The 18345-nt window shown below is 74.1% G+C and carries 8 protein-coding genes and 1 pseudogene; 4 read left to right on the top strand and 5 right to left on the bottom strand.

All coding sequences use genetic code 11. The features are described from left to right. Positions 1–20: 20 nt before the first annotated feature. From ABZX40_RS24485 to ABZX40_RS24475, 3 genes and pseudogenes are all read right to left on the bottom strand, one after another. Positions 21–9791: pseudogene (locus tag ABZX40_RS24485) on the bottom strand (amino acid adenylation domain-containing protein); the annotation flags it as partial. 246 nt (positions 9792–10037) lie between these two features. After that, positions 10038–10856: a sterol desaturase family protein gene (locus ABZX40_RS24480; protein WP_355732146.1), complete on the bottom strand. Its 819-nt coding sequence runs from the start codon at positions 10854–10856 to the stop codon at positions 10038–10040. A gap of 154 nt (positions 10857–11010) precedes the next feature. Next, the gene (locus ABZX40_RS24475) at positions 11011–11574 is read right to left on the bottom strand and encodes a DoxX family membrane protein (protein WP_355732109.1); all 564 of its coding nucleotides are present in this window, start codon (positions 11572–11574) and stop codon (positions 11011–11013) included. Between the two features lie 306 nt (positions 11575–11880). Here ABZX40_RS24475 and ABZX40_RS24470 point away from each other — a divergent pair, with 306 nt between their 5' ends. Next, the gene (locus tag ABZX40_RS24470) at positions 11881–12204 is read left to right on the top strand and encodes a nuclear transport factor 2 family protein (RefSeq protein WP_355732110.1); all 324 of its coding nucleotides are present in this window, start codon (positions 11881–11883) and stop codon (positions 12202–12204) included. 280 nt (positions 12205–12484) lie between these two features. Here ABZX40_RS24470 and ABZX40_RS24465 read toward each other — a convergent pair whose 3' ends face one another. Further along, positions 12485–13318 carry an SDR family oxidoreductase gene (locus ABZX40_RS24465; RefSeq protein WP_355732112.1) on the bottom strand — a complete coding sequence of 278 codons (834 nt, stop codon included), beginning with the start codon at positions 13316–13318 and terminating at the stop codon, positions 12485–12487. A 101-nt stretch (positions 13319–13419) separates the two neighbouring features. Then, entirely contained in the window at positions 13420–14430 is a 1011-nt protein-coding gene (locus ABZX40_RS24460) for a Gfo/Idh/MocA family oxidoreductase (protein WP_355732114.1), read from the bottom strand. A gap of 112 nt (positions 14431–14542) precedes the next feature. Between ABZX40_RS24460 and ABZX40_RS24455 the strand changes: the two genes are divergently transcribed. The 3 genes from ABZX40_RS24455 to ABZX40_RS24445 all read left to right on the top strand — a co-directional run bounded on the left by ABZX40_RS24455 (position 14543) and on the right by ABZX40_RS24445 (position 18256). Further along, the gene (locus ABZX40_RS24455) at positions 14543–15859 is read left to right on the top strand and encodes a multidrug effflux MFS transporter (RefSeq protein ID WP_355732116.1); all 1317 of its coding nucleotides are present in this window, start codon (positions 14543–14545) and stop codon (positions 15857–15859) included. After that, a complete protein-coding gene (locus ABZX40_RS24450; protein ID WP_355732118.1) occupies positions 15799–16986 on the top strand; it encodes a serine hydrolase domain-containing protein in 1188 nt (395 codons plus the stop codon). The genes ABZX40_RS24455 and ABZX40_RS24450 overlap by 61 nt, the downstream gene beginning before the upstream one ends. A 328-nt stretch (positions 16987–17314) precedes the next feature. Continuing rightward, positions 17315–18256, top strand: coding sequence for a small ribosomal subunit Rsm22 family protein (locus ABZX40_RS24445; protein ID WP_355732148.1), 942 nt, complete (start codon positions 17315–17317; stop codon positions 18254–18256). Positions 18257–18345: the final 89 nt, after the last annotated feature.

The following is an 18345-nucleotide window of genomic DNA, read 5'->3' as shown; positions in this document are numbered from 1 at the left end:
TCGACCACCACCGCGCCGGTCAGCACCTCCCGGACCAGGCCCGCGTTGTGCTCCACGCACCCCGGGTCCAGCATGTCGGCGTGGGCGCCGGTGCCGCGCAGCACCTCGGTGCGGACCGTGGACGTGCCGTGCCAGGTGCCGCGCTCCCCGGCCGCGTAGAACGCGGTCTTCAGCGCGTCGGAGATCACCGTGACCCGCGCCCCGACCGTGCCGGTGTTGGGGGTGCGCCCGCTGAACCCGATGTAGTCGCGGGCCTGTTCCAGGGTCTCGCGGGCCACCGCGTCCGAGCCGGTGTGCTTGCGCAGATGCTCGCTCAGCTCCTGCTCGAAGGCCGCGAGATGCTCCGGCCCCGGGGTGAACCCGGCGTCGATCCGGTACGAGTCGAGAATCACCACGTCGCAGACCTCGCGCCCGCGCCGCTCCAGCTCCTTGGCCACCTCGAAGGCCAGATTGCCGCCCAGCGAGTAGCCCAGCAGCGCGCACCGGCCGATCGGGCGCAGCGCCTCGACCAGATCGGCGTACCGCGCCACCTTGCCGTCCCCGGCGAGATAGTTGAACGCGATCACCTCGTACTCGGGGAGCTGCTCCGCGAGCCGCCGGTACACCAGGCCGTGGCCCCCGGCGGGCGGGAAGCAGAACACCGGCTCCCTTGCGCCCCGGTGGTCCCGGTGGAAGGTCAGATAGGGCTGGGAGCCCGGCAGCCGCCCGGTGACGATGTCCTCGACCGTACGGGCCATGCCGTGCAGGGTCGTCACCTGGAACAGCCGGCTGACCGGGACATCCACCCCGAACGCGCCGCGCAGCCCGTGGATCAGCTCGATCAGCTTGATGGAACTGCCGCCCGCCTCGAAGAAGTCGTCCTGGAGCCCCGGCGACTCCAGGGACAGCAGCGTCCGCCACAGCTCGGCGGTACGGGTCTCGTACAGGGTGACCGGCGGCTCGTGCGCCTCCTCGCCGGTGACGAACCGGGGCTCGGGCAGCGCCGCCACATCCACCTTGCCGTTGGCGGTGAGCGGCAGCGCGGGCAACTCGGTGAAGGAGGACGGGATCAGATAGGTCGGCAGCCGCTCACCGAGGTCCCGGCGCAGCTCCCGCCAGTCCAGCCGGTGACCGGGCGCGGCGACCCCGTACGCGCACAGGGTGTTCTCGCCGAGGGCGTCCGGCCGGACCACCACCACCGCCCGCTCCAGCTCGGGCCTGCGGGCGAGCTGGGACTCGATCTCGCCCGGCTCCACCCGGTGCCCGGCGACCTTGACCTGGGAGTCGGCCCGGCCCAGCAGATGGATGGTGCCGCCGGTGTCCCAGCGGGCCAGGTCCCCGGTCCGGTACAGCCGCACCGGGCGCCCGTCCAGCTCACGGACGGTGAAGCGGTCGGCGGTCTGCGCGGCGTCGCCGAGATAGCCGAGGGCGACCCCGGCCCCGCCGATCCACAGCTCGCCCGCGACACCGGGCGGCACCGGCTCGCCGTGCCGGTCCAGGACGTACACCTCGGCGCCCGGGAAGGGGCGTCCGATCGGCACCATCCGGCCGGGTTCCAGGCCGTCGGCGGGGCCCTCGAACCAGGTGGTGTCGATGGTCGCCTCGGTCAGGCCGTAGGAATTGACCACCCGGGTGTCCGGGCCGCACAGGGCGCGCAGCCGCTCGTACTCGGCGACCGTCCAGGTGTCCGAGCCGACCGCCAGCAGCCGCAGGAAGTCCAGCCCGAGGCCCTCGCGCTCGCAGTGCGCCAGCAGCGCCCGCACCACGGCCGGGACGAACTCCGCGCCGTCCACACCCTCCGCGCGCATCGCCGCGTACAGCCGGCCGGTGTGGAACAGCAGCTCCCGGCCGACCGGCACCAGGGTCCCGCCCGAGCACAGGGCGCGCACCAGATCACCGGTGAAGACATCGAACGCCGGGCCCGCCATCTGGAGATGGACCCGCACCTCGTCCCCGAGCCGGTACGCCTCGTGCCAGGCGGCGTAGGCGGCGGCCAGATTGCGGTGGCTGACCCGGACCGCCTTGGGCGTCCCGGTGGAGCCGGAGGTGTGGATGACATAGGCGGGGCTGTCGAGGGAGACGGTCGGCTCCACCGCGCCGTCGTCCGGCCCGTCCGCCGGGGCGCACAGCTCTGTGTACGGCCGTCCGGCCAGCCGCTCGCCGCCCGCCGCGTCGACCACCACGAGCGCCGCCCCGGTCTGCTCCACCAGGGACGCCAGCCGGTCGGCCGGGTTGCCCGGGTCGAGCGGCAGATACGCGCCGCCCGCCCGCCACACCGCCAGCAGCGTCACGATCAGCTCCGGCGACTTCGCCATGCAGACCGCGACCACCGCGCCCTCGCCCACCCCCAGCGCGCGCAGCCGCCCGGCCGCACGGCGGCTGCGGATGTCGAGATCGCCGTAGGTCAGCCGGGCGCCGCCGTCCTCGGCGGGCATCCGGACCGCGAGGGACTCCGGGTGTTCGGCGGCGACCCGCCCGATCAGCTCGTGCACCGGCACCCCGGGACCGGCGGCCCGGCGCCCGGCGCCGCTCCACTCCCCGAGGATCCGCCGCCGCTCGGGCGCGGCGAGAAGCTGGAGCCGATCCGCCGGGTGCGCGCCCGGCGCGCGGGTGAGGGCGTCCAGGACCTGGACGTAGTGCGTGGACAGCCGGCGCATGGTCTCCGGCTCGAACAGGTCGGTGTTGTACTTGAAGACGCAGTGGAAGCGCCGGTCCGCCTCGTCCTCGTACACCGACAGCGTCAGATCGAACTGGCCCTCCTCCTCCGGGAGTTCGATGTACTCCAGGCGGTAGCCGTACTTCTGGGTGGCCACCTTGTGGGTGAGCAGGATGAACATCGCCTGGAACACCGCCGAGCGGCTCGGGTCGTGCTGGAGCCCCAGCTCCTCCACCAGCAGCACGAACGGATACTCCTGGTTGTCGAGCCCGCCGAGCACCACCTCCCGCACCCGCGCCAGCAGCTGCTCGACGGTCGGCCCGTCGCCCAGGTGCACATGGAGCGGCAGCGGATTGACGAAGTAGCCGTACACGGAGGAGAACTCCTCCTGGGTGCGGCCGGTGACCGGGCTGCCGACGATGATGTCGTCCTGCCCGGAGTAGCGGTGCAGCAGCACGTAGTAGGCGCTGATCAGCACCATGAACACCGTCACCTGGTGCTCGCGGGCCAGCTCATGGACCCGGGCGCTCAGCTCCTCGTCCAGCACGAAGAACTCCGACGCCCCGTTGTGGGTCTGCACCGGGGGGCGGGGCTTGTCGGTGGGCAGGTCCAGGACCGGCACCTCGGCCGGGAGGTGCGCCTTCCAGTAGTCCAGCATCCGGCGCGCCTCCGGGCCCGCCAGGAAGCGGTTCTGCCAGTTGAGGAAGTCCAGATAGCGGGCGGCCGGCGGGGGCAGCTCCAGGGACCGGCCCCGGCGCAGCGCCTCGTAGACCGCGAGGAGTTCCTCGATGAAGGTGAACGTCGAGATGGCGTCCGAGACGATGTGGTGGACGGCCTTCATCAGCACCCACCGGTCATCGGCCCGGCGCAGCAGCCGCAGCCGCACCAGCGGATCCCGCTCCAGGTCGTACGGCTCGCGGTACTCGCGCACGATCAGCGCGTGGATGTCGTCCCAGGCCATGCCCTCCACATCGAACAGCGCGGTGTCCGCGCGGGCGGCGGCCTCGGCGGCGGGCGCCACCCGCTGCACCGGCCGCCCCTCCTCGGGGACGAAGGTGGCCCGCAGGCTCGGATGCCGGGCGACGAGGGTGCGGAACGCCTCGAACATCAGCTCCGGGTCCAGCGCCACCCGCACCTCGACCGCGCCGCCGATGTTGTAGGCGAACCCGTCGGGGTTGAGCTGCTTCAGGAACCACAGGGCCTTCTGGTTCTGGGTCAGCGGATGCCGCGCCTCGTCCTCGAACAGCTCGACCTCGGCGCCGATCCCCTCCTGCGCGCCCTCGGCGACCAGCTCCGCGAGCCCCTCGTGCAGCCGCCCGACCAGCTCCGCGACCGGCGCCGCCCCCAGCAGGGTGACGACCGGCAGCGCGAGCCCCAGTTCGGCGTGGATCCGGGAGCGCAGCTCCATCGCCAGCAGCGAGTCCAGCCCCAGCGCGCCCAGCGCCGCCGACGGCTCCACCCGCTCGGCGGGCACCCGCAGCACGCCCGCGACGACGGCCGTGAACCGCTCGGCGACCAGCGCCCGCCGCTCCGGCTCCCCGGCTCCCCGGAACGCGTCCAGGAACCCGCCGTGCTCACCCCCGGCCCCGGCGCCCGCCCCGCCCCCGGCGGCGGCCAGCTCCCCGACCAGCGGCGGCTCCACCGGATACCAGGCCAGGAACACCGGCCAGTCCACCACCGTCGCCACCAGCAACTGTGCCCGGTCCTGCCCGATCACCCGCTCCAGGACGGCCATTCCCGCGTCCGGCGACAGCGAACTCATGCCGCGGTTCACCCGGTAGTGCTCGACCAGCCCGAGTTCCTCGACCATGCCGGTCGCCCAGGGCCCCCAGTCGAGGCTGAGGCCGGGCAGCCCGCGCGAGCGCCGGTGCTGGGCCAGCGCGTCCAGGAAGGCGTTGCCCGCCGCGTAGTTGGTCTGCCCGGCGGTGGTCAGCAGCGAGGCGATGGACGAGAACAGCACGAAGTGGTCCAGCGGTTCGTCCGCGAACTGCCGGTGCAGGGCGTACGCGCCGGCCACCTTCGGGTCGTGCACGGCGGCGAACGTCTCCCGGTCCATCTCCGGCAGCAGGGTGTCCCGCACCTGCCCCGCCAGATGGAACACCCCGCGCACCGGCGGCGACTCCAGCCGCCGGTACTCCGCCAGCCACCCGGCGAGCGCCGCCTCGTCCGCCACATCCAGCGGCGCGAGCACCGGCTGCGCCCCGAGCGCCTCCAGCTCCCGTACGAAGGCCACGGCCCGGCCGGTCGCCGAGTCGGGGTCGGTGTCCCGCCACGCGGACCGCTCCGGCAGCCGGGTCCGGCCGACCAGGATCAGCCGCCGCGCCCCCCAGCCCACCAGCGCCCGGCACAGCAGCCGCCCCAGCGCGCCGAACGCGCCGGTCACCAGATACGCCCCGTCGGCCCGCAGCCGCAGCGGCAGCGGCCGGGTCAGCCCCTCGACGGGCGCGAGTCGGCTGGTGAACCGCCGCTCGCCGCGCACCGCGATCTCGTCCTCGCCGTCGGTGCCGGTCAGCTCCCGCAGCAGCGCCGCCGCCTCCGCGCGCGGGTCCCCGGCCACCGGGTCGAGGTCGATCAGGCGCCCGCGCCGGGCGGTGAGCTCCTGCTGCCACAGCACCCGGCCGACGCCCCACGCCGGGGCGCCCACCGGCTCCACCGGATCGCCGGGCCGCACCGCCTGGGTGCCCCGGGTGACGATGTGCAGCCGGCCCCCGGTCAGGGCCTGGGCGAGCGCGACCAGCGAGTAGCCGGTGGCGCCGGACGCCTCCCGCAGCTCCTCGGCGCCGCCCGCCGCGTCCAGCGCGGGCAGATCCAGCGACCACAGATGCACGACCTCGTCGTACGGGCCCGCCCCGGCCGCCGCCAGCTCCGCGAACAGCCGCCGCAGATCCTCCGCCGACCCCGGCCGCACCGTCGACTCCCGCCCGTCCCCGGCCAGGTGATAGGCCGCACCGGGGCGGACCAGGTGGCAGTGGCCGCCTCGGTCGGCGATCTCCGCGGCCAGCGCGTCGGCCACGCCGTGCGCGTCGGCCAGCAGCAGACAGCGCGGGGCGCCCCGCGCCGCCTCCGGCTCCCGGGGCCGCTCCACCCAGCCGACGTCCGCCAGCCAGGAGTCGACGGTGCTCACGCTCACCGCCGCCGACGCCCGCTCCACATCGGCCGCCCGGAAGCCGCTCACCCGGCCCAGCGGGGCGCCCTCCTCGTCGTGGACAGCGATGTCACCGGTGAGTTCGCCGCCGTCCTCGCGGGTCACGACCGCGTGCGCCCAGATCACGCGGTCGCCGACCGCCGCCATCCGCACCTCGGCGATCGACAGCGGCAGCCGGATCCCGCCCGAACCGCCCGAGCCCGCCAGCAACTGCGGGGTCAGCAACGTCTGGAAGCAGGAGTCCAGCAGCACCGGATGCATATGGTGCCCGGCCGCGTCGGCCCCGATCGGCGCGGTGGGCCGGATCCGGGCCAGCGCCTCACCGGGCCCGATCCACACCTCCTCGATGCCCTGGAACGCCGGACCGTAGTGGTAGCCCAGCTCCGCCAGCGCCGCATAGCACTCGGCGCCCGTCAGCCGCCGCACACCGCGCGCCCGCACGGCCTCGGTGTCCAGCGCCCGCGCGCCCGCCGCGCGCTGCCCGGTCCGCACCACCCCGCGCGCGTGCACCGACGGCTCCCGGCCCTCCTCGCCGGACCCGCTCGCCACCGTGAACCCGGCGTCCTGCGGCGAGAACGACAGCTGCACACCGGCGCTCGCCGCCCCCTGCGACGGCAGGAACAGCGCCTTGCGCAGCTCCACGTCGGCGATCACCGCCTCACCGCCGCCGGTCAGCGCCCGCACCGCCTGCGTCGCCATCTCCACATAACCGGCCGCCGGGAACAGCGCGTTGCCCTGGATCCGGTGATCGTCCAGATACGGCAGCGCCTCGACATCGAGCCGCGCCTCCCAGACCGGCTCGGCCGTCGCCATCCGCCGCCCCAGCAGCGGATGCGTCCGCCTGCCGAGCCGGATCTGCTCGACGGCCTTCGGCTCGGTCCAGTGCCGGTCGCGCCGCCACGGGTAGCGCGGCAGCGGGACGACCCGCCCGCGCGGGTGCAGCGCCGCCCAGTCGATGTCCACCCCCAGGGTGTGCAGCGCGGCCAGCCCCAGGGCGAACCGCTCCCGCTCGCCCTCCTGCCGCCGGATCGACGGCACACTGCGCCCCTCGGCCCCGGCCGCCGTCAGGCACTCGGCGATGGAGTGCCCCAGCACCGGGTGCGGCCCGATCTCCAGGAACAGCCCGAACCCGTCCCCGACCAGCCGGTCCACCGCGTCCCGGAACCGCACGCTGTCACGCACATTGCGCCACCAGTAGTCCGCGTCCAGCTCGGGCCCCTCGGCCCGCCCCTGCGCCGCCGCGGCCAGCCCTCCGGTCAGATACAGCGGCACCCGCGCCCGCCCCGGCTCAAGCCCGGCCAGCGACGCCAGCAACTCCTCCTTGATCGGGTCCATCCGAGGGCTGTGGTACGGCACCCGCACGGCGAGGAACTTGGCGAACACATCCCTCAGCCGCAGCGCCTCCGCCAGCTCCCCGAGTGCCGCCTCGTCCCCGGCCAGGGTGATCGCGGTCGGGCTGTTCACGGCCGCCACCGACACCCGGTCCGCGTACGGCGCGACGAGCCGCTGCGCCTCCTCCTCCGACAGGCTCACCGCCAGCATCGCCCCGGTGCCCACCAGCTTCTGCTGGAGCCGGCTGCGGTGCACGACGACCGTGCACGCCTCCCGCAGGGTGTAGACCCCGGCCTCGTGGAACGCGGCCACCTCACCGGTGCTGTGCCCGACGATCGCGTCCGGCCGCACGCCCCGGCTGCGCCACAGCGCGGCGAGGCCCACCTGGACGGCGAAGTTGGCGGGCTGGGCGAGCCAGGTCTCCGCCATCCGCGAGTCGGCCTCGTCGGCGGCCAGCTCCTCCACCAGCGACCAGCCGGTCAGCTCCCGGATCTCCCGGTCGCACTCCTCGACCGCCGCCCGGTAGACCGGCTCGGTCGCGAACAGCTCCCGGCCCATCGCCCACCACTGCGGCCCCATCCCGGTGAACACCCACACCAGCCGCGGATCGGCCCGCCGCTGCCCGGTCACCAGCCCCGGGTGCGCCTCCCCGCGCGCGGCGGCTCCCAGCGCCTCCGCCAGCACCTCCGGCGTGTCGTGCACCACGGCGAGGCGCGCGTCCAGATGCTCCCGGCGCCGGGCGAGCGTGAACGCCACATCGGTCAGCGCCGCGCCCCCCGCCAACTCGTCCCGGATCCCGGCGGCGGCCTCGGCGAGCAGCTCCGGATCACGGGTGGTGAGGGGGAGCAGCGAGAAGGTGGGGGTGCTGGGGGTGCCAGGGGTTCCGGGGGTGCTGGGGGTGTCGGGGGTTCCGGGGGTCTCGGAGACTCCGGTCGCCTTGGTGGCGCCGGGGGGTTCGGTGTTTCCGGCGGTCTCGGCGGTCTCGGCGGTCTCGGTGGTCTCGGCGGTCTCGGTGGTCTCGGCGGTCTCGGTGGTCCCGGGGGGCCCAGCGGTCCCGGCGGTCCCAGCGGTCTCGGGGGTCTCGGCGGTCCTGGGGGTGCCGAGGGCCTCGGCGGCCCTGCGGGTCTCGGCGGTCCTGGCGGTCCCGAGGGTCTCGGCGGCCCCGGGGATTCCGGGTGCCTCGGCGGTCCCAGGGGTCTCGGCGGCCCCGCGGGCTCCGACCGTCCCGGCGGCCCCGGTGACCCCGCCGATTCCAGAGGCCCCACCGATTCCAGAGGCCCCAGCAGCCCCGACGGCCCAGGCAGTCCCGGACGCTTCCGCGACCCCGGGCGTCCCGTCGGGCTCCGGTCGCTCCCCTCGCTCCGGTGCCGCCTCCAGCAGCACATGCGCGTTCGTCCCGCCGAACCCGAAGGAGTTCACCCCGGCCCGCGCGGGCCCCTCGTGCTCGGGCCACTCGACCGCCCGGGTCGGGATGCGGAACGGCAGGGCGTCCGCGTCGATCGCCGGGTTGAGCTGCTCCAGATTGATGTGCGGCGGGATGGTCCGGTGCTCAAGGGCCAGCGCGGTCTTGATCAGCCCGGCGATCCCGGCCGCCGACTCGGTGTGCCCGATGTTGGTCTTGACCGACCCCACATAGCACTCGGCGCCCGGCTCCCGCCCGATGGCCAGCGCCCGCCCCAGCGCCCCCGCCTCGATGGGATCCCCGACCGGCGTCGACGTCCCGTGCGCCTCCACGTACTGGAGGCTGCCCGGCACCACCCCGGCCTCCGCGCACACCCGCTCGATCAGCGCGACCTGCGCGTCGGCACTGGGCACGGTGATGCCGTTGGTCCGGCCGTCCTGGTTGACGCCGCTGCCGGTGATCACGGCGTGGATCGGGTCGCCGTCGCGCAGGGCGTCGTCCAGCCGCTTCAGGGCGACGATGCCCACGCCCTCGGCGCGCACATAGCCGTCCGCCGACGCGTCGAAGGTGCGGGAGCGGCCCTCGGGGGAGAGGAAACCGCCCTTGGTCTCGGCGATGGTGTACTGCGGCGCCATGTGCAGCAGGGTGCCGCCGGCCAGCGCGAGACCGCTCTCGCCCCGGCTCAGGCTCTGGCAGGCCAGATGCACCGCCACCAGCGAGGAACTGCACGCCGTGTCCAGCGAGACACTGGGGCCGCGGAAGTCGAAGCAGTACGAGATCCGGTTCGACACCATCGTCATCATCGTGCCGGTCGCGGTGTGCGCGGCCAGGGTCTCGAAGCCGAGGTCGGCGAACTGGAGGATCTTGTAGTCCAGGGTGAACGCGCCGACGAACACCCCGACATCGGTGCCCGCCAGCTCACCGGGCCGCTGTCCGCCGTCCTCCAGCGCCTCCCAGGACACCTCCAGCAACTTGCGCTGCTGCGGGTCCATATGGGCGGCCTCGCGCGGGCTGATGCCGAAGAAGGCCGGGTCGAACTCGTCGAACCCGTCGATGTACCCGCCGCGTCCGCCGACCAGCCGTCCCGGGGTGGCCTTGTCCCGGCTGCCCAGGGTCGCCGTGTCGTAGCGGTCCGGGGGCGTCGCCGTGATGCAGTCTCTGCCGTCGACCAGGTTCTGCCAGAAGGCGCGGTGGTCGCTGGCGCCGCCGGGCAGGCGGCAGCCGATTCCGATGATCGCGATCTTGTCGCGGGGGACGGCGGGCGAGGGGTGGGACATGGCCGAGTCCTAGGTCTGTCATGGTGTGAGCGCGTGAGCGGCACGCGCGGACACGGGGGAAAGGGCAGGGCGACGACCCGGCCGGGGGCCGGGCGGATGGTGGCCGTACGGGGGCGCGCGGGCGACAGGCGGTCGCCGCGTCGTGCGGACGGCACGGTGGAGGGGCCTGGTGGTCCGGTTCGGGCCGGGGGCCGGGGCGGGCCGCGTGGTCCGGAGCCGGTCAGCGGGTTCCGGAAGGGCGCGGGGTCAGCGCACCGGGCCCCGCAGGGCCTGGGTGTGGCTGCTGAGCACGGCCTCGGTCCTGGGGAAGGACGTCGGGTCGCTCAGGCCCACCGCACGGGGTCTGCGGTCCGGACACCAGGTGTAGCTGCCGAATATTCGGTCCCACACGGCGAGATCCGAACCGTAGTGACCGGCCTCCGACAGATCGGTGCTGTGGTGCAGCCGGTGCTGCTCCGGACCCGCCAGCCAGTGGTTGAGCCGGCCCAGCCGCACATCGATGTTCGCGTGGATGAAATAGCCCTGGGTGATCACGAAGAGGCCGACCACGAACACCGTGTCCCGGGAGAACCCCAGCAGGCTCAGGGCCAGTTGCACCCCGGTCTGCGCGAACAGCACGTCCAGCACATGGTTGACGCCGTTGTTGGCCACATTGACCTTCTCCGGCACATGGTGGACGCCGTGCAGCCGCCACAGCCAGCGGTTGGTGTGGCCCAGGCGGTGCACCGTGTAGCTGGCCAGCGATCCCACCAGCAGCGCGCAGGGGATCTCGACGGCCGCAGGGAGCGCCGGCTCGGCCGGGGAGAGCACCGAGACCAGGGCGTCCACCAGCAACTGCGCGGTGATGCTGCCGATCGCGGTGAGGACGAAGTAGACCCCGTACCAGCCCCATTCGCGGCGGGTGGGGTTCCAGGAGCGGTCATAGGGGATCAGATGCTCCAGGAGCACCAGATAGCCGATGACGCCGTACTGGAACACCGTGGTCGTCGGGGCGCGGTCGAGATCGAGCGCGAGGGCCGCCGCGGGAGTGACGAAGGTCGCCAGCAGCAGCACGGGATAGGCCATCCGGCGCAGCCATAAGTGCGACCCCACGGACGACCAACCCCCTTCCCCGAACCCCGAGTTCCTCACTTCGAAGGTGCCCGGGACGACAGCCGGTAATCTTTTGACGACTAAGAGTGATTGTATGATCAAGGGGTGGGATGAGGTGGGGTGGTGCTCAGGAGGACAGTGCCTGTTCCTCGTCGAACAGGGCCTCCTGCCCGCCCGTCACCTCCTGGCGCAGCCGCCGCGCCCGCAGTCCGACCACCACGGCCGTCGCCGCCGCCGTCACCCCCAGCGCGGCCGGGACCATCCAGCCGCGGTTCAGGGCGTGGCCGAGGGCGTGGTCCAGGGACAGTCGCCCGGGGCCGGCGACGGCGAGACCGGTCGCGGCCAGGCCGAGGGCGACGGGGTACTCGAAGCCGCCCTCCTGGGCGAAGAAGCCGTGGGGGGCGTGCACGGCCGCCGCGCCCGTCATCGCCCCGGCCGCCGCCGCGCCCGCGGCCGGGGTCGCCAGGCCGAGCGCCAGCAGGGTGCCGCCGCCCGCCTCCGCCAGACCCGCGGCGACGGCGCTGGCACGGCCGGGACGGTAGCCGACGGACTCCATGTACAGGCCGGTGCCCTCGATGCCGTGGCCGCCGAACCAGCCGAGCAGTTTCTGGGCGCCATGGGCGGCCAGCACCCCGCCGGTGGACAGCCGGAGCAGGAGCAGGCCCAGATCACGTCGGTCGGCACAGGTCACGGTGGCTCCCGGGGCGGGTCGGTGGGTCGGTGGGTCGGGGGGTTGGCGAGCGAGTCGGCGTCGGCGGGGCGGTCGCGTCCAGGGGGGCTCATCCAGCAGGGCCTGTCCAGCAGGGCGCGTCCAGCAGTGCGCGTCCAAGCAGGGCGCGTCCGAGGAGGGCGCCTCCAAGGACGGCGCTTCCGATCACCGTGGCATCGCGGCGGGGGCGCCGCCGCGTCCTGGAGGGCCGATCGGGTGGCGGGCGCACAGGGGAGGGGGGTAAGGGCCGGGTGGCGGGGCCCCGCGCGCGGTGTGAGGCTGGCCGGTATGACGATTCAGACCGCCAAGCTCAGCGATCCGGCCGTCCGCGCGTTCGTCACCGCCGTGAACGCCCATGACCGGGACGCCTTCATGGCGCTGCTCACCCCCGGCGCGACCATGTCGGACGACGGTTCCGACCGGGACCTCGACGACTGGATCGACCGGGAGATCTTCTCCTCCCACGGCCATCTGGACGTCGAATCGGACAGCGGGCGCTCCCTGGTGGCCCGCTACCGCAACGACACCTGGGGCGAGATGCGCACCCGGTGGAGCTTCGTGGTGGCACCGGACGGCCGCCACATCTCCCGCTTCGAGACGGGGCAGGCGTAACCGGCGATCAGGCTTCCGGAATTGGCGCGGCCGTCCCGCGGGCCGGTGCGTCCCTCGCGGTCCCTCGCGAGGTCCACCCCCTTCCGGGCCGCGGGACGGCCGCCTCCCCCCTCGGAGTGGGCCGCGGAAAGCGCCCCCTGGGAGCGGGCCTCGGAAGCCCCGACCCCCAAGTGTGAAGCTCTGGTGGAGGGAAGTTGAGCACAGGTGCGTCAGGGGCCGCAATGCCGCGGACCGGATAACTCCACTTGTACGGCGGGTGAAGCGGGCCCCGGGCGGGCGCTCAGCCGCGCCCGATGAACGGCATCCCCGTCGCCAGCACCGTCACGAACTGCATGTTCGCCTCCAGCGGCAGTTCCGCCATGTGCCGTACGGTCCGGGCCACATCGGCCGCGTCCATCACCGGTTCCGGCGCCACCGAGCCGTCGGCCTGGAGCACCCCCGACTGCATCCGGGCGGTCATGTCGGTGGCCGCGTTGCCGATGTCGATCTGCGAGACGGCGATCCCGTACGGACGGCCGTCCAGGGACAGGGCCTTGGTGAGGCCGGTGAGGGCGTGCTTGGTGGCGGTGTAGGCGGCCGAGCGGGGGCGCGGGGTGTGGGCGCTGATCGAGCCGTTGTTGATGATCCGGCCGCCCCGGGGATCCTGCTCCTTCATCTGCCGGTAGGCGGCCTGGGCGCACAGGAACGCCCCGTTGAGGTTGGTGTCCACCACATGCCGCCAGGCGTCGTAGGACAGTTCCTCGACCGGCACCCCGCCCGGACCGAAGGTGCCGGCGTTGTTGAACAGCAGGTCCAGGCGGCCATGGCGGCCGAGGACCGCCGCGAACAGTGCGGTCACGTCCTCCTGCCGGGCCACATCCGTGCGGACGACGAGCGGGTCCGCGCCCGGCACCAGCGCCGCCGTCTCCTCCAGGGTCCCGGGCCGCCGCCCGGCCAGCGCCACCGACCAGCCGGAGCGCAGCAGTTCGACGGCGACCGCGCGACCGATCCCGGAGCCCGCGCCGGTCACGATCGCGACCCGTGACCCGCCCGAGCGCTCCGCCTGCGCCTCTACCTGCTCCCGCACCTGCTCCTGCTCCTGCTCCGGGTGGTCCTCGGTGTTCTTGGCATCCATGGAGCCGCAGGCTACGGGATCGATGACGGCCCGGAGCCCCGCGTGCGGAATTTATAGTCCGCCATGCGGAAATCGAGGGTCGGGTGGTGGTCCGGTCGCGGTCAGACCGTCTCGCCCGGGTAGCGGACGCCGATCCGGTCGCGGATCGTGTCCAGCGTCCGCATCACCGCGAGGGTGCCGTCCAGCGGGACGAGCGGGGACTCCTTCTCACCGGCCCGCAGGGCGCGCATCACCTCGCGGGCCTCGTGCCGCAAGGTGGAGCGCGGGCCGTCCGCCGGGTCGAGGACGAACTCCTCCGGGTCGCGGCCCGCGCGGTGCAGCACGAACCGCTCCGGGTGGAAGAACCCGTCCGGTACGTCGATCCGGCCCGCCGACCCCGTCACCGACGCCGTGGTGCCCGTCGCGCCGACCAGCGAGCAGTGCAGCGCGGCCAGCGCCCCGCCCGCCCAGGTCAGCACCGCGCCCGTCTGGAGGTCCACGCCCTCCTCGGAGCGGACCGCGCTCGCCGTGACCCCGTCCGGCTCGCCGAGCAGCAACTGCGCGAACGACACCGGGTACACCCCGAGATCCAGCAGCGCGCCCCCGCCCTGCGCCGGGTCGCGCAGCCGGTGCGACGGCGGGAACGGGCCGGCCAGCCCGAAATCGGCGTGCACCGTGCGCACCGCGCCGATCGCCCCGTCGTCCACCAGCGCCTTCAGCCGCCGCACCAGCGGATGGCAGTACATCCACATCGCCTCCATCAGGAAGCGGTCGTGCTCCCGCGCCAGCGCCGCCAGTTCGCCGGCCTCGCGCGCGTTCAGCGTGAACGCCTTCTCGCACAGCACGTTCCGCCCCGCCGCCAGACACATCCCGGCCGCCGCCCGGTGCGCCGAGTGCGGGGTGGCCACGTACACCACGTCCACGTCCTCGTCGGCGGCGAGCGCGGCCCAGTCGCCGTACGCCCGCGCGATCCCGAAGCGTTCCGCGAACGCCCGCGCGGAGTCCTCGGAGCGGGAAGCGACCGCCACCACCTCCGCCTCCGGCAGATCGATCAGGTCCGCGGTGAACGCGGCGGCGATCCCCCCGGTCGCCAGAATCCCCCACCGCACGCCGCCGCCCTCGTCAGCCGTCATCGCCGCTCGCTCCTCACCCCGGCCGTTCCCGGTGGAACCCCGGTCGCCCCGGACACTCCGTTCGAGCTGAGAGCATAGGTTCGGAACCGCACACCTAGGGAGGGGACCCGACATGCCCGACAGCCGGGCACACATACCGGATCTGACCAAGGCGACCGCGCCCGACCCGCGGTCGCCCGTCCGTGCCGCCCGCCGGACCGGGCTGCTGGTCACCCTGATCCTCGGTGGACTCACCGCCACGCCCCCGCTGGCCATGGACATGTACCTCCCGGCCCTCCCGGAGGTCACCGACTCCCTGCACGCGCCCGCCGCGACCGTCCAGCTCACCCTCACCGCCTGCCTCGCCGGTATGGCCCTCGGCCAGCTGATCGTCGGCCCGATGAGCGACCGCTGGGGCCGCCGCCGCCCCCTCCTCATCGGCCTCGCGGTGTACGTCGTGGCCACCGCGCTGTGCGCGGTCGCGCCCAATATCGAGACGCTGGTGGCGTTCCGGCTGGCCCAGGGCCTCGCCGGGGCCTCCGGGATCGTCATCGCGCGGGCCGTCGTCCGCGATCTGTACGACGGGGTCGCCATGGCCCGGTTCTTCTCCACGCTGATGCTGATCTCCGGGGTCGCCCCCATCATCGCGCCGCTGATCGGCGCGCAGATCCTGCGGGGGACGGACTGGCGGGGCGTCTTCGTCGCCCTGGCCGTCGTCGGGGTGCTGCTCGCGCTCGTCGTCTGGGCCCGGCTGCCCGAGACCCTGCCGCCCGCCGAGCGCCACGCGGGCGGGATCGGTGAGGCGCTGCGCGCGATGCGCGGCCTCCTCGGCGATCTGCCCTTCACCGGCTACATGCTCACCGGCGGCTTCGCCTTCGCCTCCCTCTTCGCCTACATCGCCGCCTCCCCGTTCGTCGTCCAGGAGATCTACGGCGCCTCCCCGCAGACCTACAGCCTGCTCTTCGGCCTCAACTCCATCGGGCTGGTGATCTGCGGGCAGATCAACGGGCGGGTGCTGGTCGGGCGGGTGCCGCTGGAGCGGGTGACGGCCGTCGGCCTGGCGGTCATCATCGCCGCGTCGGCCGCGCTGCTGCTGATGACCACGGGGGTGTTCGGCGAGGTCGGGCTCGTGCCGGTGGCCGCCGGGCTGTTCGTGCTGATGTCCGCCATGGGCATCGCCCTGCCCAACACCCAGACCCTCGCCCTGCTCCGGGTCAAGCACGCGGCCGGTTCCGCCTCCGCGCTGCTCGGTACGTCGTCCTTCCTGATCGGCGCCATCGCCTCGCCGCTGGTCGGGGTCGCCGGGGAGCACACCGCCGTCCCGATGGCCGTCGTCCAGTTGGCGGCGGCGCTGGTGGCCGCGGCCTGCTTCGCGGGTATGTGCCGTCCGTGGAGCGCGCGGAACGGGGGAGCGGGGGAGCGGACCGGGGCGGCGGGGGAGGGGCGCTGAGCGCGCCGCGCCTGCGCGACGGCAGCCCCGAGCGGGCCGGGCTCGACCCCGCCGAGATCGCCCTGCTGGTGCGGGAGGTGCGCGACCTCACCCGGGGCGAGCACCCCTGGGCGCCCGGCGCGGTCGTCGTCGCCGGGCGCGGCCCGGTCGTCGCGGTCCGGGAGGCCGCCGGACTGGCCGTCCGGTACGCGGCCTACGACCCCGAGACCCGGCGGGGCGTCGAACTCCCGCCCGACCGCCAGATCCCGATGACCCTCGCCACCCCCTTCGACGTGGCCTCCCTCACCAAGCTCTGCACGGCGGTCGCCGCGGTCCAGCAGATCGAGCGCCGCACCCTCGGGATCGACGCCCGGGTGGGCGCGTATCTGCCCGAGTACCGCGCCCTCGCCCGGCACGGGGTGACCGTCCGCCACCTCCTCACCCACACCTCCGGGCTCCGCCCCGACGCCCCGCTGTACGACTGCGCGGACGCGGCGGAGCGGCGGGCCCTGCTGCGGGCGCAGGCGCCGGTCGGGCCGGTGGGGGAGTACCGGTACTCCGATCTGAACATGCTGGTTCTCCAGCAGATCCTGGAACGGGTCTCCGGGCGCGGGCTCGACATCCTCGTCCGGGACGGGATCACCCGGCCGCTCGGGATGACCGGCACGGGGTTCGGGCCGTGCGCGGGGGCTGCCGCCACGGAGGACCAGCGGCGGCCGTGGGCCAAGGCGGACCGGGGGATGCTGCGGGGGGTCGTCCACGACGAGAACGCGTGGGCGCTCGGCGGGGTCGCGGGGCACGCGGGGCTGTTCTCCACTGGGCGGGATCTGGCGGTGCTGTGCCGGACGCTGCTGGCGGGCGGCGCGTATGGGCCCGCCCGGATTCTGGGGCCGGGATTCGTGGAGCTGCTGTTCACCCCGCCGGGGCTGGGCTTCGCCCTCGACCAGGCGTGGTTCATGGGGGAGCTGGCGGGGCGGGGGGCCGCGGGGCACACCGGGTTCACGGGGACGTCGGTGGTGCTGGACGCGGCGACGGACACGTTTTTGGTGTTGCTGGCGAATACGGTGCATCCGGTGCGGAAGGGGTTGGACAGTCGGCCGCGCGCTGCCGCGGGGACGCGGTTGGCTCGGGCGGTTCGGGGTGGGTGAGGGGTTGTTTTCGGGGTGCGGGTGGGTGGGGGGTGGTTGCGCAGTTCCCCGCGCCCCTGAGGGGGGTGGGTGGTGGGGGTTGTTTTTGGGGTGCGGGTGCGTGGGGGCTTGTCGCGCAGTTCCCCGCGCCCCTGAGGGGGGGTGGGTGGTGAGGGTTGTCTTCGGGGTGCGGGTGGGGTGTGGCTGGGTGCGCAGTTCCTCCCCCAGAGGGGGTACCCCCAGCGCCCCTTTGCCGGGGGTGTTCGGGGGTGGTGTTGTGGGCTGAGAGAATCTTGGGGTGAACGTTGGTGGGTCTGTGGGTGAGTCGCTTCGTGGGGTGCTGGCCGGGATGCTGGACGGGGTGCCGTCGCGGGAGGCCGGGCGGGCGGTGGAGCGGCTGATCGGTGTGTACCGGGGGCGGACGCCCACCGATGCGCCGGTGTTGCGGGATCGGGCCGATGTGGTCGCCTATGCCGCTTATCGGATGCCCGCCACCTTCGCGGCCGTCAGTGCGGCGCTCGGGGAGTTCGCCGATGCCGTGCCGGAGTGGACGCCCGGGTCGCATCTCGACATCGGTGGGGGGACCGGCGCCGCCACCTGGGCGGTCAGCGCGACCTGGGACGGCACCCGGCCGGTCACCGTGCTCGACTGGGCCGAACCCGCCCTCGCCCTCGGCCGGGAACTCGCCGCCGCCCGCCCGGAGCTGCGCGCCGCCCGCTGGGAGCGCGCCCGGATCGGTGCCGGGCTCGGTGTCGAACCCGCCGATCTCGTCACCGTCTCCTATGTGCTCGGGGAGCTGACCGAGGAGGCCCGTGCCGCCGTCGTCGACGCCGCCGCCTCCGCCGGGCAGGCCGTCGTCGTGGTCGAGCCCGGTACCCCCGACGGTTACGAGCGGATCCTCGCCGCCCGGGAGCGGCTGATCGGCGCCGGGTTCCGGATCGCCGCGCCCTGTCCGCACAGCGCCGGATGCCCGATCGTGCCCGGCACCGACTGGTGCCACTTCGCGGCCCGGGTCAGCCGCTCCTCCCTGCACCGCCAGATCAAGGGCGGCTCGCTGGCGTACGAGGACGAGAAGTTCTCGTACGTCGCCGCCACCCGGTTCCCGAACGGGCCCGCGCCCGCGCGGGTCGTGCGCAAGCCGCAGCTCCGCAAGGGGCAGGTGCTGCTCGATCTGTGCGAGCGGGAGGAGCGGCTCGGGCGGATCACCGTGACCAAGCGCCACGGTGATCTCTACAAGGCCGCCCGGGACGCCGACTGGGGCGATCCCTGGCCACCGCCCCACGCGTCCTAGGAGTTGTCTTCAATTGTCACGCCCACATCAGGAGCGATGCGAGGGTGACGGCTGCCTGGTAGGACTCGGCGGTCTTGTCGTAGCGGGTT

Origin of the sequence: Streptomyces sp. NPDC004610, assembly GCF_040609715.1 — a bacterium.
Classification (GTDB): Bacteria; Actinomycetota; Actinomycetes; order Streptomycetales; family Streptomycetaceae; genus Streptomyces.
The sequence above is the reverse complement of the archived record's forward strand: the minus strand, read 5'-3'. Positions and strand labels throughout refer to the sequence as shown.